At 60.9% G+C, this 21,179-nt stretch carries 14 protein-coding genes; 3 read left to right on the top strand and 11 right to left on the bottom strand.

Features of this window, described 5'->3' with window-relative positions; all coding sequences use genetic code 11:
* Positions 1-85: 85 nt before the first annotated feature.
* Positions 86-3,976 carry a phosphoribosylformylglycinamidine synthase gene (purL, locus tag KUV52_RS01635; protein WP_222524753.1) on the bottom strand — a complete coding sequence of 1,297 codons (3,891 nt, stop codon included), beginning with the start codon at positions 3,974-3,976 and terminating at the stop codon, positions 86-88.
* A gap of 103 nt (positions 3,977-4,079) precedes the next feature.
* Here purL and mltF point away from each other — a divergent pair, with 103 nt between their 5' ends.
* Together mltF and KUV52_RS01645 are read left to right on the top strand one after the other, a co-directional pair.
* The gene (gene mltF, locus KUV52_RS01640; RefSeq protein WP_222524193.1) at positions 4,080-5,468 is read left to right on the top strand and encodes a membrane-bound lytic murein transglycosylase MltF; all 1,389 of its coding nucleotides are present in this window, start codon (positions 4,080-4,082) and stop codon (positions 5,466-5,468) included.
* A gap of 234 nt (positions 5,469-5,702) precedes the next feature.
* Complete coding sequence (locus KUV52_RS01645) at positions 5,703-5,858, top strand: hypothetical protein (protein ID WP_222524194.1); 156 nt, start codon at positions 5,703-5,705, stop codon at positions 5,856-5,858.
* Here the strand turns inward: KUV52_RS01645 and tadA are convergent.
* Together tadA and punR are read right to left on the bottom strand one after the other, a co-directional pair.
* Positions 5,822-6,331, bottom strand: a complete 510-nt coding sequence (gene tadA, locus KUV52_RS01650) for a tRNA adenosine(34) deaminase TadA (RefSeq protein ID WP_222524195.1) — start codon at positions 6,329-6,331, stop codon at positions 5,822-5,824. The two genes, KUV52_RS01645 and tadA, sit on opposite strands and share 37 nt — an antisense overlap.
* Positions 6,332-6,442: 111 nt before the next feature.
* Positions 6,443-7,342: a DNA-binding transcriptional activator PunR gene (punR, locus tag KUV52_RS01655; protein WP_222524196.1), complete on the bottom strand. Its 900-nt coding sequence runs from the start codon at positions 7,340-7,342 to the stop codon at positions 6,443-6,445.
* A 131-nt stretch (positions 7,343-7,473) separates the two neighbouring features.
* Between punR and punC the strand changes: the two genes are divergently transcribed.
* Entirely contained in the window at positions 7,474-8,667 is a 1,194-nt protein-coding gene (punC, locus tag KUV52_RS01660) for a purine nucleoside transporter PunC (RefSeq protein ID WP_222524197.1), read from the top strand.
* Between the two features lie 324 nt (positions 8,668-8,991).
* Here the strand turns inward: punC and KUV52_RS01665 are convergent, their stop codons facing one another.
* From KUV52_RS01665 to KUV52_RS01700, 8 genes are all read right to left on the bottom strand, one after another.
* Positions 8,992-9,978 (bottom strand): hybrid-cluster NAD(P)-dependent oxidoreductase, encoded by a 987-nt coding sequence (locus tag KUV52_RS01665; protein WP_222524198.1) that lies wholly within the window; start codon positions 9,976-9,978, stop codon positions 8,992-8,994.
* A 63-nt stretch (positions 9,979-10,041) separates the two neighbouring features.
* Positions 10,042-11,718, bottom strand: a complete 1,677-nt coding sequence (hcp, locus tag KUV52_RS01670; RefSeq protein ID WP_222524199.1) for a hydroxylamine reductase — start codon at positions 11,716-11,718, stop codon at positions 10,042-10,044.
* Between the two features lie 278 nt (positions 11,719-11,996).
* Positions 11,997-12,920, bottom strand: a complete 924-nt coding sequence (rbsK, locus tag KUV52_RS01675) for a ribokinase (RefSeq protein ID WP_222524200.1) — start codon at positions 12,918-12,920, stop codon at positions 11,997-11,999.
* A gap of 303 nt (positions 12,921-13,223) precedes the next feature.
* The gene (locus tag KUV52_RS01680) at positions 13,224-13,796 is read right to left on the bottom strand and encodes a lactate utilization protein C (RefSeq protein WP_222524201.1); all 573 of its coding nucleotides are present in this window, start codon (positions 13,794-13,796) and stop codon (positions 13,224-13,226) included.
* Entirely contained in the window at positions 13,796-15,187 is a 1,392-nt protein-coding gene (locus KUV52_RS01685; protein WP_222524202.1) for a lactate utilization protein B, read from the bottom strand. Before KUV52_RS01685 ends, KUV52_RS01680 begins: the two co-directional genes overlap by 1 nt.
* A 12-nt stretch (positions 15,188-15,199) precedes the next feature.
* Positions 15,200-15,943: a (Fe-S)-binding protein gene (locus KUV52_RS01690; RefSeq protein ID WP_222524203.1), complete on the bottom strand. Its 744-nt coding sequence runs from the start codon at positions 15,941-15,943 to the stop codon at positions 15,200-15,202.
* Positions 15,944-16,418: 475 nt separating this feature from the next.
* Positions 16,419-19,259, bottom strand: a complete 2,841-nt coding sequence (locus tag KUV52_RS01695; protein WP_222524204.1) for an FAD-binding and (Fe-S)-binding domain-containing protein — start codon at positions 19,257-19,259, stop codon at positions 16,419-16,421.
* An 80-nt stretch (positions 19,260-19,339) separates the two neighbouring features.
* Positions 19,340-21,013 carry an L-lactate permease gene (locus tag KUV52_RS01700; protein WP_222524205.1) on the bottom strand — a complete coding sequence of 558 codons (1,674 nt, stop codon included), beginning with the start codon at positions 21,011-21,013 and terminating at the stop codon, positions 19,340-19,342.
* Between the last annotated feature and the right edge of the window lie 166 nt (positions 21,014-21,179).

Raw genomic sequence — 21,179 nt, forward strand, 5'->3', positions numbered from 1 at the left:
CGGCAGCTGCCTGAGCGTCACAGACTCCCTCCCCCCCCAAAAAAAACACCGCCCGAAGGCGGTGTTTTGTGGCGGTGCTTTGCGCTTAACCCAGGGTCACCCGGGCGCTGCGGAACATCCGCATCCAGGGGCTGTCTTCGCCCCAGCCATCCGGGTGCCAGGAGTTGGCCACGGAACGGAACACACGCTCAGGGTGCGGCATCATGATGGTGGTGCGACCGTCAGTGGTGGTCAGGCCGGTGATGCCCGCCGGAGAACCGTTCGGGTTGGCCGGGTAGGTAGTGGCGATCTGACCACGATGGTTCAGATAGCGCAGTGCCACGGTGCCGGAGTTGTCCGCTGCCTGGAACGCGTCCAGGTTGGCGAACTCGGCACGACCTTCACCGTGAGAGACCGCAATCGGCATGATGGAGCCAGCCATGCCACCCAGGAAGGCGGACGGGCTGTTCTGCACCTCAACCAGAGAGAAGCGGGCCTCAAAGCGCTCGGAGCGGTTGCGCACAAAGTGCGGCCAGTGCTCGGAGCCCGGGATGATGCTCTTCAGGTTGGAGAGCATCTGACAGCCGTTACAGACCCCCAGAGAGAGGGTGTCCGGACGCTCGAAGAAGTTCTGGAACTGCTCGCGGGCACGGTCGTTGAACAGGATGGACTTGGCCCAACCCTCACCGGCACCCAGCACGTCACCGTAGGAGAAGCCACCACAGGCCACCAGAGCCTGAAACTGCTCCAGGGTCAGACGCCCTTCGAGGATGTCGCTCATGTGCACGTCAATCGCTTCGAAACCGGCGCGGTCAAACGCGGCGGCCATCTCAACGTGGGAGTTCACGCCCTGCTCACGCAGTACCGCCACCTTGGGCGCGGTGCCCTTGGCGATGTAGGGCGCGGCAATGTCCTCGGCGGGATCGAAGCTGAGCTTGGCAAACAGACCCGGATCTTCCGCATCCTGCTTGGCTTTGAACTCCTCTTCCGCGCACTCAGGGTTGTCACGCAGAGACTGCATGCGGAAGGTGGTTTCGCCCCACAGGGTGCGCAGTTCGGTGCGGCTTTCATCCACCAACACCTGCTCGCCCTGACGGATAACGATGCGGTCATCGCCGGAGAGGCCACCGATGGTGTGGCTGCACGCGGCCAGACCATGCTGCGCCAGAATCGCTTCAACGGCGGCCAGGTCGTCGTTGCGAACCTGAACCACTGCACCCAGCTCTTCGTTGAACAGCAGGGCCAGCGCGTCGTCGCCCAGACCGGCCAGGTCCACATTCAGACCCAGCTTACCGGCAAACGCCATCTCGGCCAGAGTCACAAACAGACCACCGTCACCCTTATCGTGGTAGGCGATCAGCTTCTGCTCGGCGATCAGTTGCTGTACGGCCAGCCAGAACCCTTTCAGGCGGATGGCGTCATCCACATCCGGAGCCTCGTTGCCCAGCTGGTTATACACCTGCGCCAGGGCAGAGCCGCCCAGACGTTGCTGACCGGCGCCCAGATCCAGGTAGATCAGGGTGCTGTCACCCAGATCACTGCGCAGCTGCGGGGTCACGGTGTTGCGGGCGTCTTCGACACGGCCAAAGGCGGTAATCACCAGAGACAGCGGTGCGGTCACGCTCTTCGCTTCACCCTGATCTTCCCAGGCGGTCTTCATCGACATGGAGTCTTTGCCCACCGGGATGGTCAGGCCCAGGGCCGGACACAGCTCTTCACCCACGGCTTTCACCGCTTCGTACAGACCGGCGTCCTCACCCGGGTGGCCAGCGGCGGCCATCCAGTTGGCGGACAGTTTAACGTGCTTGAGGGCACCGACATGGGCAGAAGCCAGGTTGGTCAGCGCTTCACCCACGGCCATACGGGCAGACGCGCCGTAGTTGATCAACGCCAGCGGGGTGCGCTCACCCATCGCCATCGCTTCACCGTGGTAGGTATCCAGAGTGGCGGTGGTCACCGCACAGTTGGCGACCGGGATCTGCCAGGGGCCGACCATCTGGTCACGGGCCACCAGGCCGGTTACGGAGCGGTCACCGATGGTGATCAGGAAGGTTTTCTCCGCCACGGCAGGCAGACGCAGCACCCGGCGGATGGCGTCTTTCAGTTCGATGCCGGAGGTGTCCAGGGCCGGTGCGGTGCACTGGCTGGAAGCCACATCGCGGTGCATCTTCGGCGCTTTGCCCAGCAGCACTTCCATCGGCATGTCGATGGGGCTGTTGTCAAAGTGGCTGTCTTCCACCACCAGTTGCAGCTCTTCGGTGGCTTCACCGATAACCGCGTAGGGCGCACGCTCACGGCGACAGATGGCGTCGAACACCTCGAGGTCCTCTGCCGCAACCGCCATCACGTAACGCTCCTGGGATTCGTTACACCACAGCTCCAGCGGGCTCATGCCAGGCTCATCGCAGGGCACATCGCGCAGCTGGAAGCGGCCACCACGGCCACCGTCATCCACCAGTTCAGGCATGGCGTTGGAGAGACCACCCGCGCCCACATCGTGGATAAAGGCGATGGGGTTGGCGTCGCCCATCTGCCAGCAGCGGTCGATCACTTCCTGACAGCGGCGCTCAATCTCCGGGTTATCCCGCTGCACGGAGGCAAAGTCGAGGTCTTCGGAGGATTGGCCGGAGGCCATGGAGGAGGCCGCGCCGCCACCCAGGCCAATGTTCATGGCCGGGCCACCCAGCACAATCAGCTTGGCGCCAACCGGGATCTCGCCCTTCTGGACGTGCTCCTCGCGAATGTTGCCGAAGCCACCCGCCAGCATGATCGGCTTGTGGTAACCACGCACCTCGGTGCCGTTGAAGCTCTGCACTTCCTGCTCGTAAGTACGGAAGTAGCCGTTCAGAGCCGGACGGCCAAATTCGTTGTTGAACGCCGCGCCACCCAGCGGGCCTTCAATCATGATGTCCAGCGCGGTCACGATGCGATCCGGCTTGCCGTACTCCTTCTCCCAGGGCTGTTCAAAGCCAGGGATCTTCAGGTTGGAAACGGTGAAGCCAGTCAGACCCGCCTTGGGCTTGGAGCCACGGCCGGTCGCGCCCTCGTCGCGGATCTCACCACCGGAACCGGTGGCCGCGCCCGGGTAGGGAGAGATGGCGGTGGGGTGGTTGTGGGTTTCCACCTTCATCAGGATGTGGACCGGCTCCTGATGGTAGCGGTAAGTGCCATCGGCATCGGGGAAGAAGCGGCCAGCGTTGGAGCCGGTCATCACTGCGGCGTTGTCCTTGTAGGCGGACAACGTCTCTTCCGGGGTCACTTCAAAGGTGTTCTTGATCATCTTGAACAGCGACTTGGGCTGCTCAACGCCGTCGATGGTCCAGTCGGCGTTAAAGATCTTGTGACGACAGTGCTCAGAGTTGGCCTGGGCAAACATGTAGAGTTCAATGTCGTTGGGGTTGCGACCGAGCTTCTGGAAGTTCTCCACCAGGTAGTCGATCTCATCCTCCGCCAGCGCCAGACCCAGGGTTACGTTGGCCTGGGACAGGGCATCCCGGCCACCGCCGAGAATGTCCACACTGGTGAACGGCTTGGGTTCCGCCGCTTCGAACAACACTTTGGCGTCGTCGAAGCTGGGCAGTACCGCTTCCACCATGCGGTCGTGGATCAGGCCCAACAGCGCTTTCTGCTCGACCTCGGTCAGGTCGCGTTCCAGCTTGATGTACCAGGCCAGACCGCGCTCCAGGCGCTTCACTTCCGACAGCCCGCAGTTGTGGGCGATGTCAGAGGCTTTTGAGGACCAGGGAGAGATGGTGCCCGGGCGGGGAACCACCAGCAACAGCGTTCCTTCAGGAGAGTGTTCCTCCATCCGGGGACCATAGGTCAGGATCTGGGCCAGTTGCTGGGAGTGTTGCTCGGACAGAGGAGCGGTTAGATGGGCGAAGTGCGTGTATTCAGCGTAGAGGTCTGTGACGGGCAGTTTGGCGTCTCGGCAAGCTTGCATTAGCTTGTTGACCCGAAACGCGGATAATGCCGGAGCACCGCGAAGGATCTCAATCACGTCGGTTCACCTTATAGTTTTGTTATGATGCAGGGTATGGTTGAGGTGGGCGTATTATAGAGAAAAGCCCTGCCTAAAACACCCTCAGTCAATCAGGAAGATGACCCAAACTGTAAGGCCTTTTGCCACGACGCTGTTCCCGCTGCTGCTGAGCCTCTTTCTCAGTGGCTGCCTGGAGCTGGCACCACAGAAAACTCAGGCTCGTCCACCGGTGGAGCGCACCACTCTGGACGTCGGAACCCTCTATGGCCCGACCACCTACGTGGTGGGTGGTCAGGGGGCGAGCGGCTTCGACTACGATCTGGCCACCGAGTTTGCCGAGTTCCTGGATGTGCCCCTCAAGGTGCACGCCTACCACAGCCACCAGGCGCTGTTTGCTGCGATGGAGGACGGTCGGGTCGATCTAATGGCCGCTGCCCTGACCAGCACCCCGGCCCGCCAGATGTTCTGGCGCTTTGGCCCGCCCCTCTATGAGATCAGCAACCAGCTCGTCTACCGCAATGGCGTTCCCCGGCCCCGTGGCCTTGGCGATCTCGATGGCACACTGATGGTGGCCAAGGGCAGCAGCCATGTGGAGCTGCTGCACGCCGCCCAGGCCGACATCCCCACCCTGAGCTGGGAGGAAACCAGCGATTACGATGCGCAGGAACTGCTGGGAATGGTGGCGGAAGGGGAGCTGGATTACACCCTGGCGGACTCCTCAGCGGTTTCGGTGACCCAGCGTTTCTACCCGGAACTGCGGGTGGCCTTTAACGTCGGAGATACCATGTCCGTGGCCTGGGCCCTGCCCCGCTCCGCCGACAACCCACTGTTCAGTGATCTGCTCGATTTCTGGGACAGTCAGGTACGGGGTGAGCGGTTGGCCCGATTGGAGGAGCGCTACTTCGGCCATGTGCAGGGGTTTGATTATGTCGATACCCGCGCCTTTATCCGCGCGGCCAAAACCAAACTGCCTCGCTATCAACCCCTGTTTGAGCGCTACTCGGGGGATCTGGACTGGCGCAAGATCGCCGCCGTCAGCTACCAGGAGTCCCACTGGAACCCCAATGCCCGCTCCCCCACCGGGGTGCGCGGCATGATGATGCTGACCCTGCCCACCGCCAAGCGGATGGGGATCCACAACCGACTGGATGCGGAGCAGAGCATCCGGGGCGGCAGCGAGTACCTGCAACAGCTGCTCACCCGCCTTCCTCCCCGCATTCCGGAGGAGGAAGCGATCTGGTTCGCCATGGCGGCTTACAACATCGGCTTGGGCCATCTAGAGGACGCCCGGGTGATCACCGAGCGGCATGGCAAAGATCCCAACAGCTGGAAAGACGTAAAGGAGTACCTGCCGCTGCTGCGTCAGCGCAAGTATTACCAGAACACCCGCTACGGTTTTGCCCGAGGGGATGAAGCCGCGCACTACGTCGACAACATCCGCCGCTACTACGACACCCTGGTCTGGCTCGACAGTCAGTCCCGCTTGCCCACCACAATCCAGCAGTGATCACGCCCGATTTGGCGCCAGCGTGATCCGCACCACAATCAGATGCTTATTTGGGAGTGGCAAACTTGACGGTTCTTCACCCCTGGGTTAAGGATTAAAGTCTGGATGTCGCTTAGAAATAAGGGGAAAGCCCGCAGTCACGGGGCTGTCACTGAAGTGACAACTCACCGTCATCCGGGTAGGTCATCGTTGCGACAACGATGGGTATTAAAGCAACAATAGGAGGAACCGGTTATGGCGAGAAAACAGCTCCGCCGTCGCAAGGCCTTGAGCAGTTTGATGGAGCGTCGTCGTCAGTGCCGCAAGCGCACTCACCTTCGCGTTGTCCATCGCGTCAAACTCTTCACCGCCACTCAGGCGGAGTCACTGGAGTCCAACTCCGCTCTCTGAGCCTGTTTTAAGGCTTTCTTTTCCGCCCTGCGCCGTTTAAAAAATGCACTGAGCTGATTAGCGCAGGGCTCGGAAAGCACCCCCGCAACCACCTCAAGCTGATGGTTCAGTGCGTCATGACGCACCAGATCCATCACGCTGCCCGCCGCGCCGGTTTTCGGATCGGACGCCCCATACACCAGAGTGCCGATTCGGGCATGCACCATGGCGCCAGCGCACATGGGGCAAGGTTCGAGCGTGACATAGAGTGTGGTGTCCAGCAGACGGTAGTTGCCCACCACCTCTCCGGCGGCTCGCATACAGAGCATCTCCGCGTGCGCGCTGGGATCGTTCAGAGTGATCGACTGGTTGAACCCTTCGGCCAGCACTTCGCCGTCGCGCACCAGCACCGCCCCTACAGGCACTTCGCCCAGGGCTTCCGCTTTTTCCGCCAGCGACATGGCATAGGCCATCCACTTCTGATGTTGTTCCACCGCACTCTCCTCTTAAGGGGCGGCCATTTTACCCTGTCGTCCGCCCAACTCAACGGCACAGCGCTATTTCACGCTAAGCCTAACCTCGATTCCCCGCTGCCGCCGCCCGGCTCAGGCCAACCACTCACGATGGAGTTGATGCTCATCGCCCAGGTAATCCAGCAACCACTGCATCAGCGTCGAGTCACTCTCTTTACGCCAGGCCAGACAGCAGGGGCTGGGGCGCTGGCCGGCAGACATGGTGCGCTCCACCAGACTGCCGCCCGCCAGCAAGGGTCTGGCCAGGTGCCGGGGCATGTAGTTCAGCCCCAGTCCCGCCTGCACACAGGCCACGGCATTGGGCCAGTCCGGCACCATGATGCGACGCTGGTTGTCCTGCAGCCAGGTGGTGCGCTTGGGCAGAGTCCGGGAGGTGTCCTCAAGGCAGATAAGGGGAAACTGGCGGATGTTGTCCGGCGTCAGGGTGGGCATCGCCGCAGCGGGGTGGTCGGGCGTCATCACCAGCGCCCAGTCGAGGATGCCCATCTCCCGGTAACCGAAGTCCCCGCCCACCGGCACCGCCGTGGTGGCGCCAATGGCGATGTCGGCCCGACCCTCAGCGAGGGCGTCCCACACCCCGTTAAACACCTCCATACTGAGGATCAACTCCGCATCATCAAAATCGGCGTAGAAGTCCCGCACCAAGGCGGTGATCCGATCCGCTTTGACCACGTTATCCAGTGCCACCCGCAGGCTGCGCTGCCAACCGTTGGCCACCCGCTGAGTCTGCAGTCGAACCTGCTCCATCTCCCGCAGCCACTGCCGGACCTGCACCAGAAAGTGCTCCCCGGCGGCGGTCAGCACCACCTTGCGGTGCTGACGCTCAAACAGGGTGGCGCCCAGCTGCTCCTCCACCTGACGCACCGCGTAGCTGACCGCAGAGGGCACTTTATGCAACTGGGCCGCTGCGGCACTGAAGCTGCCGTGGCGGGCGACGAGGTCGAGCATCTGCAGCGTACTTTGGGCAAACATAGTGCTTTCAATTTTTTTGATAGGAAAGTGCAAAATATACCGTTTAACAGCGACTCGATCACCCAGTAGACTGCGCGGCCGACTGAAATCAGCCAGTTTCAAAATGAATTGGCGACAAATTGATTGATACGATGTCTCAGAAAATCCCCTTTATTGAGCTGTTCTACCTGGCGGGTCTCTCCATGCTGGCGTTCGTCGCCACCGACATGTACCTGCCGGCATTCAAAGCGATGGAGACCTACTACGGCACCGGGCCGGAGTCCATTGCCCTCTCCCTGTCCGTGTTCCTGGCGGGTCTGGCCGGTGGTCAGCTGCTGTGGGGCCTGGCCTCAGACCGTTATGGCCGCCGCAACACCCTGCTGGCCGGTCTGGCACTCTACACCCTGGCCTCTCTGGGCCTGACCTTCAGCGACGCCATCTGGCAGTTGCTGTCCTTGCGCTTTATCCAGGCCATCGGTGTATGTGCTCCTGCCGTGATCTGGCAGGCCCTGGTGATCGACCGCTATCCCGGTGAGCGCGCCCAGCAGGTGTTCGCCACCATTATGCCGCTGGTGGCCCTCTCCCCGGCGCTGGCGCCACAGTTGGGTGTGGGTCTGACCCTGATGTTCGGCTGGCAAAGCATCTTCCTGGCGCTGACCGCCATCGGCATCGTCTGGCTGGGCCTGACCCTGCGTCTGCCCAAGCTGAAGCCGACCGCAAGCCAACGCTCCGTTCGTGGTGACATTGCCGGTCTGTTCCGCTCCCGGGTTTACCTGGGCAATGTGGTGATCTTCGGCTCCGCCTCCGCCGCCTTCTTCGCCTACCTCACCGGCATGCCGGAGATCATGGCGAGCCTGGGCTACGACGCCAGCCAGATCGGCCTCTCCTTTGTGCCGCAAACCATCGCCTTTATGGCCGGTGGCTACTTCGGCAAACGTATGGTGAGCCGTTACGGTGATGGCGCGGTGCTGAAGGGCCTGCTGATGCTGTTCACTGTGGCTTCCGCGGTGATCGTGGTGGCCAGTCAGATGACCATCACCACCATCTGGCCGCTGCTGGCGCCCTTCTGCTTCCTGGCCGTCACCAACGGGGCGCTCTACCCCATCGTGGTAAACCGCGCGCTCTCCAGCGCACCGGAGTGCGCCGCCACCGCTGCGGGTTTGCAGAACAGCCTGCAGATCACCATCAGCTTTGGTGCCAGCGCTCTGGTCGCCGCCTTCGCCAGCATCGCCCTGCCGGTCACCGGCCTGACCATCGGCGCCAGCGCCATGGTGGTTCTGTTCGGCGCCTACTGGGCCAACTCCGCCAGCCGCGCCGAGCCCGAGCCGGAACTGGTGACCGAGTAACAAAAAAAGCCGCTCAAATGAGCGGCTTTTTTTTGGATTGCTTATCGTCGGTTACGACCACAATAGGGTGTAGCGTGGGCTCATAGCCCACGGAATGCGCGACGCCATTTCTAATCCAGTGCGGTTCGTGCGCCAAAGGCGCACGCTACGGTTGCCCCCCCAAGCACAAATCGGTGTGGCGTAGGCTTATCGCCCACGAAATACGCGGCGCCATCTCCAATCCAGTACGGTTGGTGCGCCACAGGCGCACGCTACGGGTGGCCAGGGACATTGCGCAAAAAAACGCCGCTCAAACGAGCGGCGTTTTTTTATGGTCTGTTGCTTTCAGTCATTCAGTTCCAGCGCCATATCACCGGTTACGGTGCTGGAGCAGGCCAGGAAGTAGCCTTCCTCGATCTCTTCCGGGGTCAACCCCATCACTGACGTGCTTTCCAGCTTCTCCTTTTCGCCCTTGCATTTGCAGGAGCCGCAGACGCCGGTGCGACAGGCGGCAAAGATCGGCAGCCCCCCCTTTTCCAGGCTGTCCAGTACCGTCTGGCCCGGCAGAATGGGCAGCTCAATGCCGTCCACTGACAGGTTATGACCCGCCGCATCGCTGCTGGCCACGGACGCAGGTTCCGGTGCCACAAAGGCTTCGCTGTGGATCCGCTCCTCCGCCAGCCCTTCGGTACGCAGCATCTCCTTCACCGCATCCATATACCCCTGGGGGCCACAGATCATCGCGGTGCGTTGGCGCATATCCGGAACCCGGGCCTGCAGCTGAGGCAGATCCAGGCGCCCTTTAAACGGGTCCGGATCCGTGTTGTCACCCAGTACCCAGTGCAGTTTCAGGTTGGGGTGTTCTGCCGCCAGGGCTTCCAGCTCCTGCGGGAAGATCTTATCCGCTTCGCTGCGGGCGCTGTGCACAAACACGATGTCCGCATCGGGCTCCCGCTGCAGACGCTCCCGCAGCATGGAGAACACCGGAGTGATGCCACAACCGGCAGAGAGCAGCAGCCAGGCACCGCTGCCCGCGATGTCCCGGTGAAACTCGCCCGCCGGGGCCATCGCTTCCAACTGGTCACCCGGTTTCAGGGCATCCAGCAGGTGGTTGGATACCCGGCCTCCGGGCACCCGTTTGATGGTGAGCTTAAGACGCTCATCGCCGGGAATGGAGCTGAGGCTGTAAGCCCGGGCACTGGTGCGCTCCTCAATGGGCACCAACAGAGTCAGAAACTGCCCGGGGATAAAGTCCACAGCCTGATCGCTGTTGAATAGGAAGCTGGTGACGTCTGCGGTTTCCGGACGCACCTCATGACAGGTCAAAAGCATGGTGATTCCAGCGGTTGAAACTAAGGAAAAGGGGGCGGTTTCCCGCCCCCGTTATCAGTCGGCTCAGGCAGCCAGGATGTCGCTGATGTCCTGCTCGACGGTAGTGATCAGACGCAGACCAAACTGTTCGTTCAGTGCGGCCACCAGGTTGTCGGTGAGGAAGCCCGGTACGGTCGGACCCACGCGGATGTCCTTGATGCCCAGCGCCAGCAGGGTCAGCAGGATGGCGATCGCCTTCTGCTCGAACCAGGAGATCACCAGGGAGAGCGGCAGTTCGTTTACGCCACACTCAAACGCCTCGGACAGGGCCAGAGCCAGCTGAATGGCGGAGTAAGCGTCGTTGCACTGACCCACATCCAGGAAGCGCGGTACACCGTTGATGTCGCCGAACTCCAGATCGTTGAACTTAAACTTGCCGCACGCCAGGGTCAGGATCAACGTGTCCTTCGGTGCCTGCTTGGCAAACTCGGTGTAGTAGTTGCGCTCGGCCTTGTCGCCGTCACAGCCACCCAGCAGGAAGAAGTGCTTGATGTTGCCAGCCTTCACCTGGTCAATCACCGCCGGTGCCGCCGCCATCAGGGCGTTACGGGCAAAACCGGTGGTGGTGTAGTGCGGGATCTCGTCGTACTTGAAGCCTTCACAGGCCAGCGCTTTCTCAATCACCACGCTGAAGTCGTCACCCACCAGGTGAGTCACACCCGGCCAGCCCACGATGGAGCGGGTAAACAGGCGGTCGCCATAACCTTCAATGCCACGGCCCGGGTTGGGGTCGATCAGGCAGTTGGAGGTCATCACGATGGCACCGGGGAAGTTGGCGAACTCCTTCTGCTGGTTCTGCCAGGCGGTACCGTAGTTACCCACCAGGTGCGGGAAGGTGTGGCCCAGCTCCGGGTAGGCGTGGGCGGGCAGCATCTCACCGTGGGTGTAGACGTTGATCCCTTTGTCTTTGGTCTGCTCCAGGATGTGCAGCAGGTCGATCAGGTCGTGGCCGGACACCAGAATCGCTTTGCCCGCCACCGGCTTCATGTTCACTTTAACCGGCACCGGGTGACCGAAGGCGTCGGTTTCACCCTTGTCCAGCATCGCCATCACACCGAAGTTCAGGTGACCAATGGCCATGGACAGCTCAAGCAGTTCACCCATTTCGGACGGGTCTTCGCCCAGACGGGCCATGATGCGGTGCAGTTCGCCGTACAGCTCTTCATCCTGCTGGCCCAGTACACGCGCATGCTCCAGGTAAGCCGCGACCCCTTTCAGGCCATACAGGCAGAGCAGGCGCAGGCCAACGATGTCTTCACCCACCTCTGCCTGGCCACGGTTGACCATAGTCTGGGGGGCGGCAGCCAGCATGGCGGCTTTGTCGACGGTCAGTTCAAACTGGCCGGCACCAACAGGCTGTTGAACCTCAACACCCTGCTCAGCACAGGCGGCCTCGTAGGCGGCCTTGAGACGGTTACGTGCGGCCATCGCCTGCTCGGTGTAGGCCACCAGGCGCTCGGCATCGAAGTTCACGTTGGTCAGTGTGGAGAAAAACGCCTGAGGCAGGTAAGCGTCCACTTCCGCGTCAATCACGCCAACCTGACGGCCCAGATGGGCATAGGCGCTGACGCCCTGAAGCAGGTAAACCAGTACATCCTGCAGATCAGAAATCTCGGCGGTCTTACCGCACATCCCCAGGCTGTAGCTGCAGCCGTTGCTTACCGGGGTACGAATGGTTTGCTCACACTGAACACAAAACATGGTCTCACTCCATTTGTTGCAATACATATGCATCTTTTATGGAGCCATCATACGCCTCCTCTCAAAACAAAACATGCATCAGAGATGCCCTTTTGCTTTTTCTCTGATCCGGATCAAGAAAACCCCGGACTCTCCTCCCGTTTTACGGCGGTCGTTACATGCCGTATTACAGGGGCCAGTCCGGGGTTTTCGGGTGTGAGTCTCTGTTTGAAATCCGTCAGTTGTGGGTCATCTGACCTGCTGCCTGATCAATCCAAATCGTGGGGTTGCGCCACCGTTCAGGGCTGTCGGGCCAACAGCGCCATCACCTCATCCCGGATGGGGATGGAGCTTTGCGCGCCCATGCGGGTCACGGAAAGGGCCGCCGCAGCCTGGCCGAAACGGATCGCCTTATCCATCGATTCCCCCTCCAGCAGCGCGGTCACCATGGCGCCGTTAAAGGTGTCTCCGGCCCCCGTGGTATCCACCGCTTCCACCACAAAACCGGGGATCGACTTCCCTGTGCCACTTTCGCTCAACCAGACGCCTCGCTTACCCAGGGTGATGATCACCGTCTTGATGCCGAAGCGCTCATGCAGTGCCTGTGCAGCACGATCCGCGTCCTCCAGGGTGTTGATGGCGATGCCGCTCAGCTGCTCCGCTTCGGTTTCATTGGGGGTCAGGATGTCCACATGCCGCAGCAGACTGTCGGGCAGCGCTCGCGCCGGGGCCGGGTTCAGCACCACGGTCGTGCCCGCCTCCCGGGCCAGTTCAGCGGCCCGTTCCAGACTTTCAACCGGCGTTTCCAGTTGCAGCAGTAGCAGGTCCGCGTCGGTGATGCAGTGGTGGTGCGCCAGCACCCGTTCCGGACTCAGCGCGGCGTTCGCGCCGGGCCAGATGCCAATGGTGTTCTCCCCCTGGCTGTCCACGTAGATCATCGCCAGGCCGGTGTTGTGGCCCACCACCTCATCGATGGCGGTGGTATCGATGCCATCCGCTTGGAACTGCGCCACCATCTCGGCCCCAATCGCGTCCTCCCCCACACAGCCAACCAGCGTGGTGCGCGCGCCAAGGCGAGCCGCCGCAACCGCCTGGTTGGCGCCCTTTCCGCCCGCCACGATATCGTACTGCCTGGCCGTCAGGGTTTCGCCGGGCCGGGGGAAGTGATCCACCTGAGCCACGTGGTCCACATTGATGCTGCCCAAAACGGTGAGTGTTGCCATCGAACGGTTTCCTTATAGCGGCGCGCACTTTGAGTGGGGCTTGTCGCTGATACACACGACGGCTTTGCATAACCCTCGTTCTGGTACAGCGAGCCCAAACCCAAGCGCAGACCTTTGAGTGCAATGGCTCGTATTGTAGACCCGGTCATCGATGCAACTGAATGGCAGAGGCGCGATCCCGCTCGCAGTTCCGGGTGATAAGCAGAAGGGAATATTGAGGAAAGAGAAGGCGTTAGGGCACGGAAAACCGGCACAAAAAAGCCCGTGGGGTCTCCCCGCACGGGCAAAAGGTCTGCATCGCTGTTAACTGAGCAGGAAAACGGTCATGGAGCTGGCACCGTGGGCGCCAATCACCAAAGCCTGTTCGATGTCCGCGGTTTTGGACGGACCGGCAATAAAGGCACCATGGCTGCCGGGGGCCAGATCAATGGCCGGCACCGCCTGATGCATGGTCGGGTAGATGGCGTCCGCCTTCACTACCGCCGCCAGGTGCTCGGTGATGTAGGGGGCCACGCGGTGACCGGTCACGGTGTCCTTTACGAACACGGCGCCATTCTCCGCCACCGCGAACTCAGCGCTGACAAGGGTGTGGTCCACATCGCGCAGGTCATGGGCATTGGCGTTCAACTCGCGGTTGCCGCTGATCCCCTCAACCAGACTCATCACCTCATTGCCCTCTTCGATGCGGTCATTCAGGTAGGTCTGAATCGCCTCCAGGCTATCAACCTTAACCAGAGTGCCACCCACTTTGGCCAGGTTGGCTTCGTATTGGCCGACCAGATCCTCGGTATTGGGCTCGACGTCGATCACCGGCAGCGGTTGCTTAGGCAGAGTGATGTGACCCAGGGCTTCCAGAATTTGCTCACGGCTGGACATTACTTGTTCTCCCGGTTCTTTTTGAACCACTGCTCAAAGGAGCCGGTGGTGGGGGCTTCAGGCAGTTCACGGTGCTTGGTCCAGGCACCACCAAAAGGCTTCATCAGTGAACCGGGCAGAATCCGCAGGGCACCACGGGCCATGCCCATCCCCGCATTCAGCATGGTTTCACTGCCCATAAACTTGCCGACAAACGGCATGTAGCTGCCCTTGCCATAGGGCAGAGTGCCCTGCTTGGCGTGGATCTTGCGCCAGTGATGGATGATCTGGTCCAGCGGTACCTTGGTGGGGCACACCTTGGTGCAGGAGCCACACAGGGTGCAGGCCCAGGCCATGGAGTGGGTCTCATCGTCGCCGGCAGAGACAGCGATGCCGATGGGGCCGGGGATCAGAGCGTTGTAGCTGTAACCGCTGGAACGACGGTATACCGGGCAGGTGTTGAGGCAGCCGCCACAACGGATGCACTTGTAGGCTTCCGCCAGCAGCTTGTCCTTGAACAGTTTGGTACGGCCGTTGTCCACCATCACAATGTGCATCTCGCCGCCGGCTTTCGGGCCTTTGTAGATGGTGTTGTAGGTGGTGCTGGGCTGGCCGGTGGCGTTACGGGCCAGGGTGCGGGTCAGTACGCCAACCGCGTCCAGGTTCGGCACGATCTTGTCGATGCCCATGCAGTGGATCTGCAGTTTCGGCAGGTTCACACCCATGTCGGCGTTGCCTTCGTTGGTGCACACCACCACTGCGCCTTCGCTGGCGATGGCCATGTTCACCCCGGTCAGGGCGGCATCGGCTGTCAGGAAGTGCTCACGCAGGTGGTAACGGGCCTGCTTGGTCAGGTAGGTGGGGCAGGACGCGCCCTTCTCAGACCCAATCTTGCGGTGGAACAGCTCCCCCACCTCCTCTTTCTTGAGGTGGATGGCCGGCACTACGATGTGGCTCGGCGGCTGCTCGTTCAGCTGAATGATGCGCTCACCCAGGTCGGTGTCGATCACCTCAATGCCCCGCTCAATCAGGTAGGGGTTGAGGTGACACTCCTCGGTCAGCATCGATTTGGACTTCACCAGTTTCTTCACCTGGTGCTTGGCCAGCAGGCCATGAACGATCTCGTTGTGCTCCCGCGCGTCTTTCGCCCAGTGCACCACGATGCCGTTGTTCCGACAGTTGGCTTCAAACTCCTGCAGGTAGTCCGCCAGGTTTGCCAGAGTGTGGTATTTGATTTCGGAACCGAGCTGCTTAACGCGCTCCCACTCATCACCACCGATGCTGTCGGCGGCCAGGTCACGCTTGTGGCGCAAGGTCCACAGTGCTTTGTCGTGCCAGTTCACCCGGTCTTCATCACGGTTGAACTTCTCCGCCGCGCTGGCGTGGCTCTCAATCTCACCAATCAGTGCCATGGGATAGCCTCCTTACAGCGCCAGGTTAATGAGCTCTGCGATGTGCAGAGTCTTGATGGGATGCAGCTGCTTGCGGATCACGCCGTCCAGATGCATCAGACAGGAGGGGTCAAAACCCACCACGTAGGTGGCGCCGGTATCCGCGTGCGCCTGCGCCTTGTCTTTGCCCATCTTGCCGGAGACCGCGCCCTCATCCAGGGCGAAGGTGCCGCCAAAGCCGCAGCACTCGTCTTTGCGGTCGGGATAGACGATGTCGATGCCCTCAATGCGGGACAGCAGGGCTTCCACCTTGTTGTAGCTCTTGCCCTTGGTTTCGGACGGGGTGGCCAGGTCCAGCATGCGAATGCCGTGGCAGGACATCTGCAGGCTGATCTTGTGGTTGAAGGGCTTGTTGAAACGCTCCAGGCCGTGGATGTCATGCAGGAATTCGGTCAGCTCCTTGAGCTTGCCGATCACCGCAGTGGCTTCCGGGCTGCAATCGAACTCGTGGAAGTTCTCCTTGGCCGCCACCAGACAGGAGGCTGCCGGACAAACGATGTAGTCACAGTCCACGCCTTTAAAGGCGTTCAGCAGCTTCAGGGTGGTCTTCTTGGCGTCTTCGTAGCAACCTGAGTTGGTCATCGGCTGACCACAGCAGGTTTGCCCTTTCGGCAGGATCACCTCGTGTCCCAGCTTCTCCAGCAGCTCCACGGTGGCAATGCCCACTTGCGGAACCATATGGTTCACCAGGCAGGGTACAAACAGGGCGATTTTCATCATCATCTCCGCTAATGCATCATTCGCGCGAGAAGCCTCGATCCTTGCCCGCGCACGAGGGATAATTTACCCCTTTCCCCCAGCCTTAGCGCGGGTTACCAATTTGTAAAACCCGCCTATGCGCAGCCCACTCGCAACATCCGTGCAACCTCCCGGATAACCGCCGGAGATCCACCCATTAACACTAGCGCAATCCGGTCAGACCAATTCGGGCCCAGATGTTTCTAGGATGTATGTAGCGCGATAACCCATCGTTAACATGGGCCGTGCGATTTTTGTTCATTTGTGCGGGGCGCATCACGCTTTTTCGGAAGGTTTCGATAAGACACGCTTTTGTTGAACGTGGCGGTGACTTTTGATCGAGTCAGATTGTCCCGGCCGATTCGGAGAAACCGTCGTTAACATGGTGATAATGGTGTTCGAACCCCAATAAAAAAGGGGCCCGCTTGGGCCCCTTTTTGCTGCTCAATCTGCCTTAATGGCGCGCTTTCGGTTTGGAGGCACGGTCCAGCAGAGTGAGGATGTTTTTGTAGGGAATGCCGGAGTGGGTGGTCAAACCCACTTCACAGGTGGCAGAAACGGAGTAACCGCTGGTGCAACCCTTGTCCTTGGTTTCCTCTTTCAGGTGACGCAGGCCGTGCTCGTTCAACTCGGGGAAGTTCATGCCCCGGTTGCCCGCCATACCACAGCAGCCCACCTTCTCAGGCACCACCACTTCGGTGGCGCAGAGTTCCGCCAGACCCACCAGGTCGCCCACAATGCCCAGCTTGCGGCAGGTGCAGGTGGGGTGCACGGCGATCTTCTCTTCGATCTTGGTGATTTCGAGACGCTCCACCAGGAACTGCATGGCAAACTCCTCCGGGCCCAACAGCTTCAGACGCTTGTCGCAAGCGCGACGCATCCGCTCCAGACAGGCGGTGGTCTCCACCAGAATCGGGTATTCGCCGTTGTTGGAAACCTCCAGCAGCCAGGTGGAGAGTTCGTCGGACTTGCGGTCCGCCTGCTCATTGTGGCCGTAGGATTCCCACGGCTGGCCACAGCACAGCCCCTTGGGTTTGTGACCGCTCACCATCTCCAGACCGGCTTTTTCAAACAGGCCCTTGATGGTTTCCGGAATGGAGCGCTGGTCCTCATGTTTGGGCGAAGTGCCCATCATGCGGTTGAGACAGGCCGGGAAGTACACCGCCTTCACGTCACCCTTGGTCTTCAGCTCCGGCAGCGCCTTACCGCGCTTGGGCATCCCTTCAGACCACTGCGGAATCGGCAGGCCGGTCTTACGCAGCCCCTTGGTGATGCCGCTGATCGCCTTGTCGCCAATGACGGCACGGGTCACATCGGTGGCGCCCAGCGCAAAGCGGGCTACCGACTCCAGTGAGCCGAACTTGTTGGCGGTGAAGTCAGAGATCTTCTTATCGCCTTCGGTCGCCGCTTCTGCACGCAGCACTTTCACGAACTTGCCGGTGTCGATGCCCATCGGACAGCCGGTCTTACACAGACCATCCGCCGCACAGGTATCCAGCGCAAAGTAGGGATACTGCTTCTTCAGGTCTGCCAGCACTTCCGGCTCAGCACCGGTGGTTTCCAGCGTCTTCATCACACGGGCTACCGCAGTGCGCTGACGGGGCGACAGAGTCAGACCGTGAGCCACACAGTGCGCCTCGCAGAAACCACACTCGATGCACTTATCCACGATATCGTGCACGGTCGGCAGCGGCTTAAAGCCCTTGGCGTGGCAATCCGGGTCGTCGTTGATGATCACGCCGGGGTTCAGAATGCCCGCCGGGTCCATCACTTGCTTGACCCGGGCCATCAGGGCGTAGATCTCGCTGCCCCACTCCTTCTCAACGAAGGAGGCCATGCCGAAGCCGGTGCCGTGCTCCGCTTTCAGAGAGCCATCGTACTTCACCGCCACCAGGTCAACCATCTCCTGCATAAAGCGGTCGAAGCGGTCGATCTCCGCCTGGGTGCTGAAGTCCTGAGAGAAGATGACGTGGTAGTTGCCTTCCAGCGCGTGGCCGTAGATCACCGCATCGTTGTAGCCGTGCTCGAAGGAGAGCGCCTGCAGGTCCAGGGTGGCCTGGGGCAGCACCTCGATGGGGAAGGCGATGTCCTCAATCACACAGGAGGTGCCTGCCGGACGCATGGAGCCCGCCAGCGGGAAGACCGCCTTACGGATCGCCCACATGTTGGCAATCTCAGCTGCATCCTGGGTGAACTCAACCGGACGATAGAGACCATGCTTGGCCATGATGGCGCCCATCTTGGCAATGTTGGCGTCGATCTGCTCCTGGCTCATGCCGAAGGTTTCGAACAGTACCGCCGTAACGTCCTTATGGATCTCGTTCAGGAACTCCGGCGTCTGGTACTTGGAGGCCGCTACGGCCTTCAGTGCAAAGTTGTCCAGCAGCTCGGCGGCGTTGGTCTCATCAAAGGCATCGCGACGCAGCTCCACAATCGCTTCACAGGCGCCCTTCAGGGAGTCGAAGTAGACCATGGCGGAAGCGGAGTGGGTGGCTTTGGGCACGCTCTTCATGGTCACTTCGGACATAAAGCCCAGGGTGCCTTCAGAGCCCACCATCAGGTGCAGCAGGATGTCGAACGGGTCGCTGTAATCGACAAAGGCATTCATGCCGTAGCCGGTCACGTTCTTGATGGAGTACTTGCGCTTGATGCGCTCCACCAGGGCTTCGTCCGCCATGATGGTGTCACGGATCTCCGCCAGCCCCTCCAGCACCTCAGGGTGCTTCAGGGAGAACTCAGCGCGGCTCTTGTCACAGCCGGTGTCCAGCACGGTGCCATCCGCCAGCACAATGCGGGCGGCGTCGATCAGACGATAGGCATTTTGGTGGGTACCGCAGTTCATGCCGGAGGCGTTGTTGGCCACAATGCCACCCACCATGGCGGAGGCGATGGTGGCCGGGTCCGGACCAAACTTCCAGCCCAGGGGGGCCAGGATCTGGTTCACCTTGGCGCCAATCACGCCCGGCTGAAGCTTGATGCGGGCACCGTCGTCCAGCACCTGATGCTGGGTCCAGTGGGCACCGGCCACCATCAGCACGGAATCGGACAGGGCCTGACCGCACAGGGCGGTACCGGCGGCGCGGAAGGTCACCGGCGTTTTGGCCAGATGGCACTCCGCCAGGGCCGCAGCCACTTCCGCTTCGGTTTTGGGATGGAGAACCATCTGGGGGCGCTTCTGATAGAAGGAGGCGTCCGTTCCCCACGCCACGCGGCGCAGGTTATCGGTGTAGATGCGATCTTGCTCAAGGATCTGCGACAATTTGTCGGCCAGGACACTCATGTTTGACTGCAACATGTGATCTTCCTTTGTTTTTCTGCTCACAAAAGACAACAAAGCCGGGCGCGAACCCGGCTATTGTTTGGCTTACTGATTCCTCAGAAGCCACCCCAAATGAAGGCGATGGTACCGGCGACCATGGCGTAGCCCAGCGCAACCGGCAGGGTCTTACGGATGATCTCGGACTCACGTCCGGCCATGCCCACAACGGTCGCTGCCGCCACAACATTCATCACACACATCATGTTACCGGCGTTGGCACCAATGCCCTGCAGGGCCAGTACCAGCGCGTGGTTCATGCCGATGTTGTCCGCCACACCATACTGCAGGCCGGAGAACATCATGTTGGAGAAGGTGGCAGAGCCGGACAGGAAGGCACCGAAGATGCCCACAACCGGCGCCATCCAGGCCCATACTGCGCCCATGGAACCCGCCAGCAGTTCCGCCAGCTGGTTCGGCATGGATTCCAGACCTGCGGCGTTGGTGCCGGAGTTCAGGAAGATCTTCACCATGGGAACAGACGCACCCAGGGAGATGATGGTGGGGACCATGGATTTGCAGGAACTGGTGAAGCTGTGCTTAAAGGCGTGGGGTTTCATCTTGAAGATGAAGTAGCCCAGGATACACACGGTCACGAAGAAGGCGCCCGGCGCGTACAGCGTCTGGAAGCCCGCCTTGAGATTGGTGCCCAGCAGTTCGGTCCAGCCGATGTTGAAGCTCAGCAGGAAGGATTTCAGCGGAGCCACAGTACGGGACAGCACCAGCAGAGCCGCCATCACCAGGTAGGGGGTCCAGGCCGCGATCTGGGAGATCTCGTTCTTGGTGGCCGCCGCGCCAACAGACTGGGGCTCACCCACAGGCTTGTCGTCGCTCTTGGCGTCGTTGTCAGCAAAGTCATGCCAGGGCTGGCTCGGCAGCAGGAAGCCTTTCTTGGCAGCCGGAATCACAATGGCCATGCCAATCAGCGCACCGATCACAGAGGGGAATTCCGGACCCGCGATGAAGTTGATGGTCCAGGCCGGGATGGTGAACGCCAGACCGGCGAACAGCGCAAATTTCCAGATGGCCAGACCTTCGGCGAAGGACTTGTTGCGACCGAAGAAGCCGGTCAATACCGCTACCAGTACCAGAGGGATCAGGGTACCGGTCACCAGATCGATGGTGATCATGTGCATGGCGATAAAGCGAGCGTAGTCAGCGAAGCTGCCACCGTGCTCGGCGATCTGAGCCGCTGCCATGGAAACCCCACCCTCCATCAGGCCCTGCTCCATACCGAACAGCACCGGCAGACCGATGGCACCGAAGGATACGGAAGTGGAGTCGGCGATCAGCGCAACAACGGCTGCGGCTACCGGCGGAACACCCAGCAGCACCAGCAGGGGAGCGCCAATGGCGGCCGGGGTGCCGAAGCCAGCGGAACCTTCAATGAAGGAGCCGAACAGCCAGCAGATGATGATCACCTGAACCCGCGCGTCCGCACTGATGTTGGTGAAACCGGCGCGGATGGTGTCCATCGCTCCGGAATTCTTCAGGGTGTTCAGCAGGAAAATCGCGCCGAAGATGATGGAGAGGGGCGTCAGCGCGGAGAGAAAGCCTTCCACGACAGAAGCCATCAGCATGGTGCTGTCCATCTTCCATACGAAGAAGGCCACCAGGCCGGTCAGCACGGCGGAGATGGGCATGGCACGGGATGCGGGCATCCGCATCAGCACCAGGAACACCAGCACCGAGATTACCGGCGTCAGCGTCGCCAGAGTTTGAATGAGGGTCACAACCTTGTCCTCTTTATAGTCACTCGCGTGTTTATTTTATGTTCGTTTCCCATTCCCGATAGCAGAATGGAGCGAGATCGTTTCAAAAAGACGCGATCGGCAGGCAGGAGCTCCATACACGGGCCTGGGCGAGAGGATTCTTCCAGTCACCCCCATGTATTTCTGT

Source organism: Ferrimonas balearica (assembly GCF_019802055.1).
Taxonomy (GTDB): Bacteria; Pseudomonadota; Gammaproteobacteria; order Enterobacterales; family Shewanellaceae; genus Ferrimonas; species Ferrimonas balearica_A.

Coding starts and splice junctions, on each gene's coding strand:
- mltF (WP_222524193.1), top strand. CDS start 4,080: ATGACCCAAACTGTAAGGCCTTTTGCCACGACGCTGTTCCCGCTGCTG.
- KUV52_RS01645 (WP_222524194.1), top strand. CDS start 5,703: ATGGCGAGAAAACAGCTCCGCCGTCGCAAGGCCTTGAGCAGTTTGATG.
- punR (WP_222524196.1), bottom strand. CDS start 7,342: ATGTTTGCCCAAAGTACGCTGCAGATGCTCGACCTCGTCGCCCGCCAC.
- punC (WP_222524197.1), top strand. CDS start 7,474: ATGTCTCAGAAAATCCCCTTTATTGAGCTGTTCTACCTGGCGGGTCTC.
- KUV52_RS01665 (WP_222524198.1), bottom strand. CDS start 9,978: ATGCTTTTGACCTGTCATGAGGTGCGTCCGGAAACCGCAGACGTCACC.
- hcp (WP_222524199.1), bottom strand. CDS start 11,718: ATGTTTTGTGTTCAGTGTGAGCAAACCATTCGTACCCCGGTAAGCAAC.
- rbsK (WP_222524200.1), bottom strand. CDS start 12,920: ATGGCAACACTCACCGTTTTGGGCAGCATCAATGTGGACCACGTGGCT.
- KUV52_RS01680 (WP_222524201.1), bottom strand. CDS start 13,796: ATGTCCAGCCGTGAGCAAATTCTGGAAGCCCTGGGTCACATCACTCTG.
- KUV52_RS01685 (WP_222524202.1), bottom strand. CDS start 15,187: ATGGCACTGATTGGTGAGATTGAGAGCCACGCCAGCGCGGCGGAGAAG.
- KUV52_RS01690 (WP_222524203.1), bottom strand. CDS start 15,943: ATGAAAATCGCCCTGTTTGTACCCTGCCTGGTGAACCATATGGTTCCG.
- KUV52_RS01695 (WP_222524204.1), bottom strand. CDS start 19,259: ATGTTGCAGTCAAACATGAGTGTCCTGGCCGACAAATTGTCGCAGATC.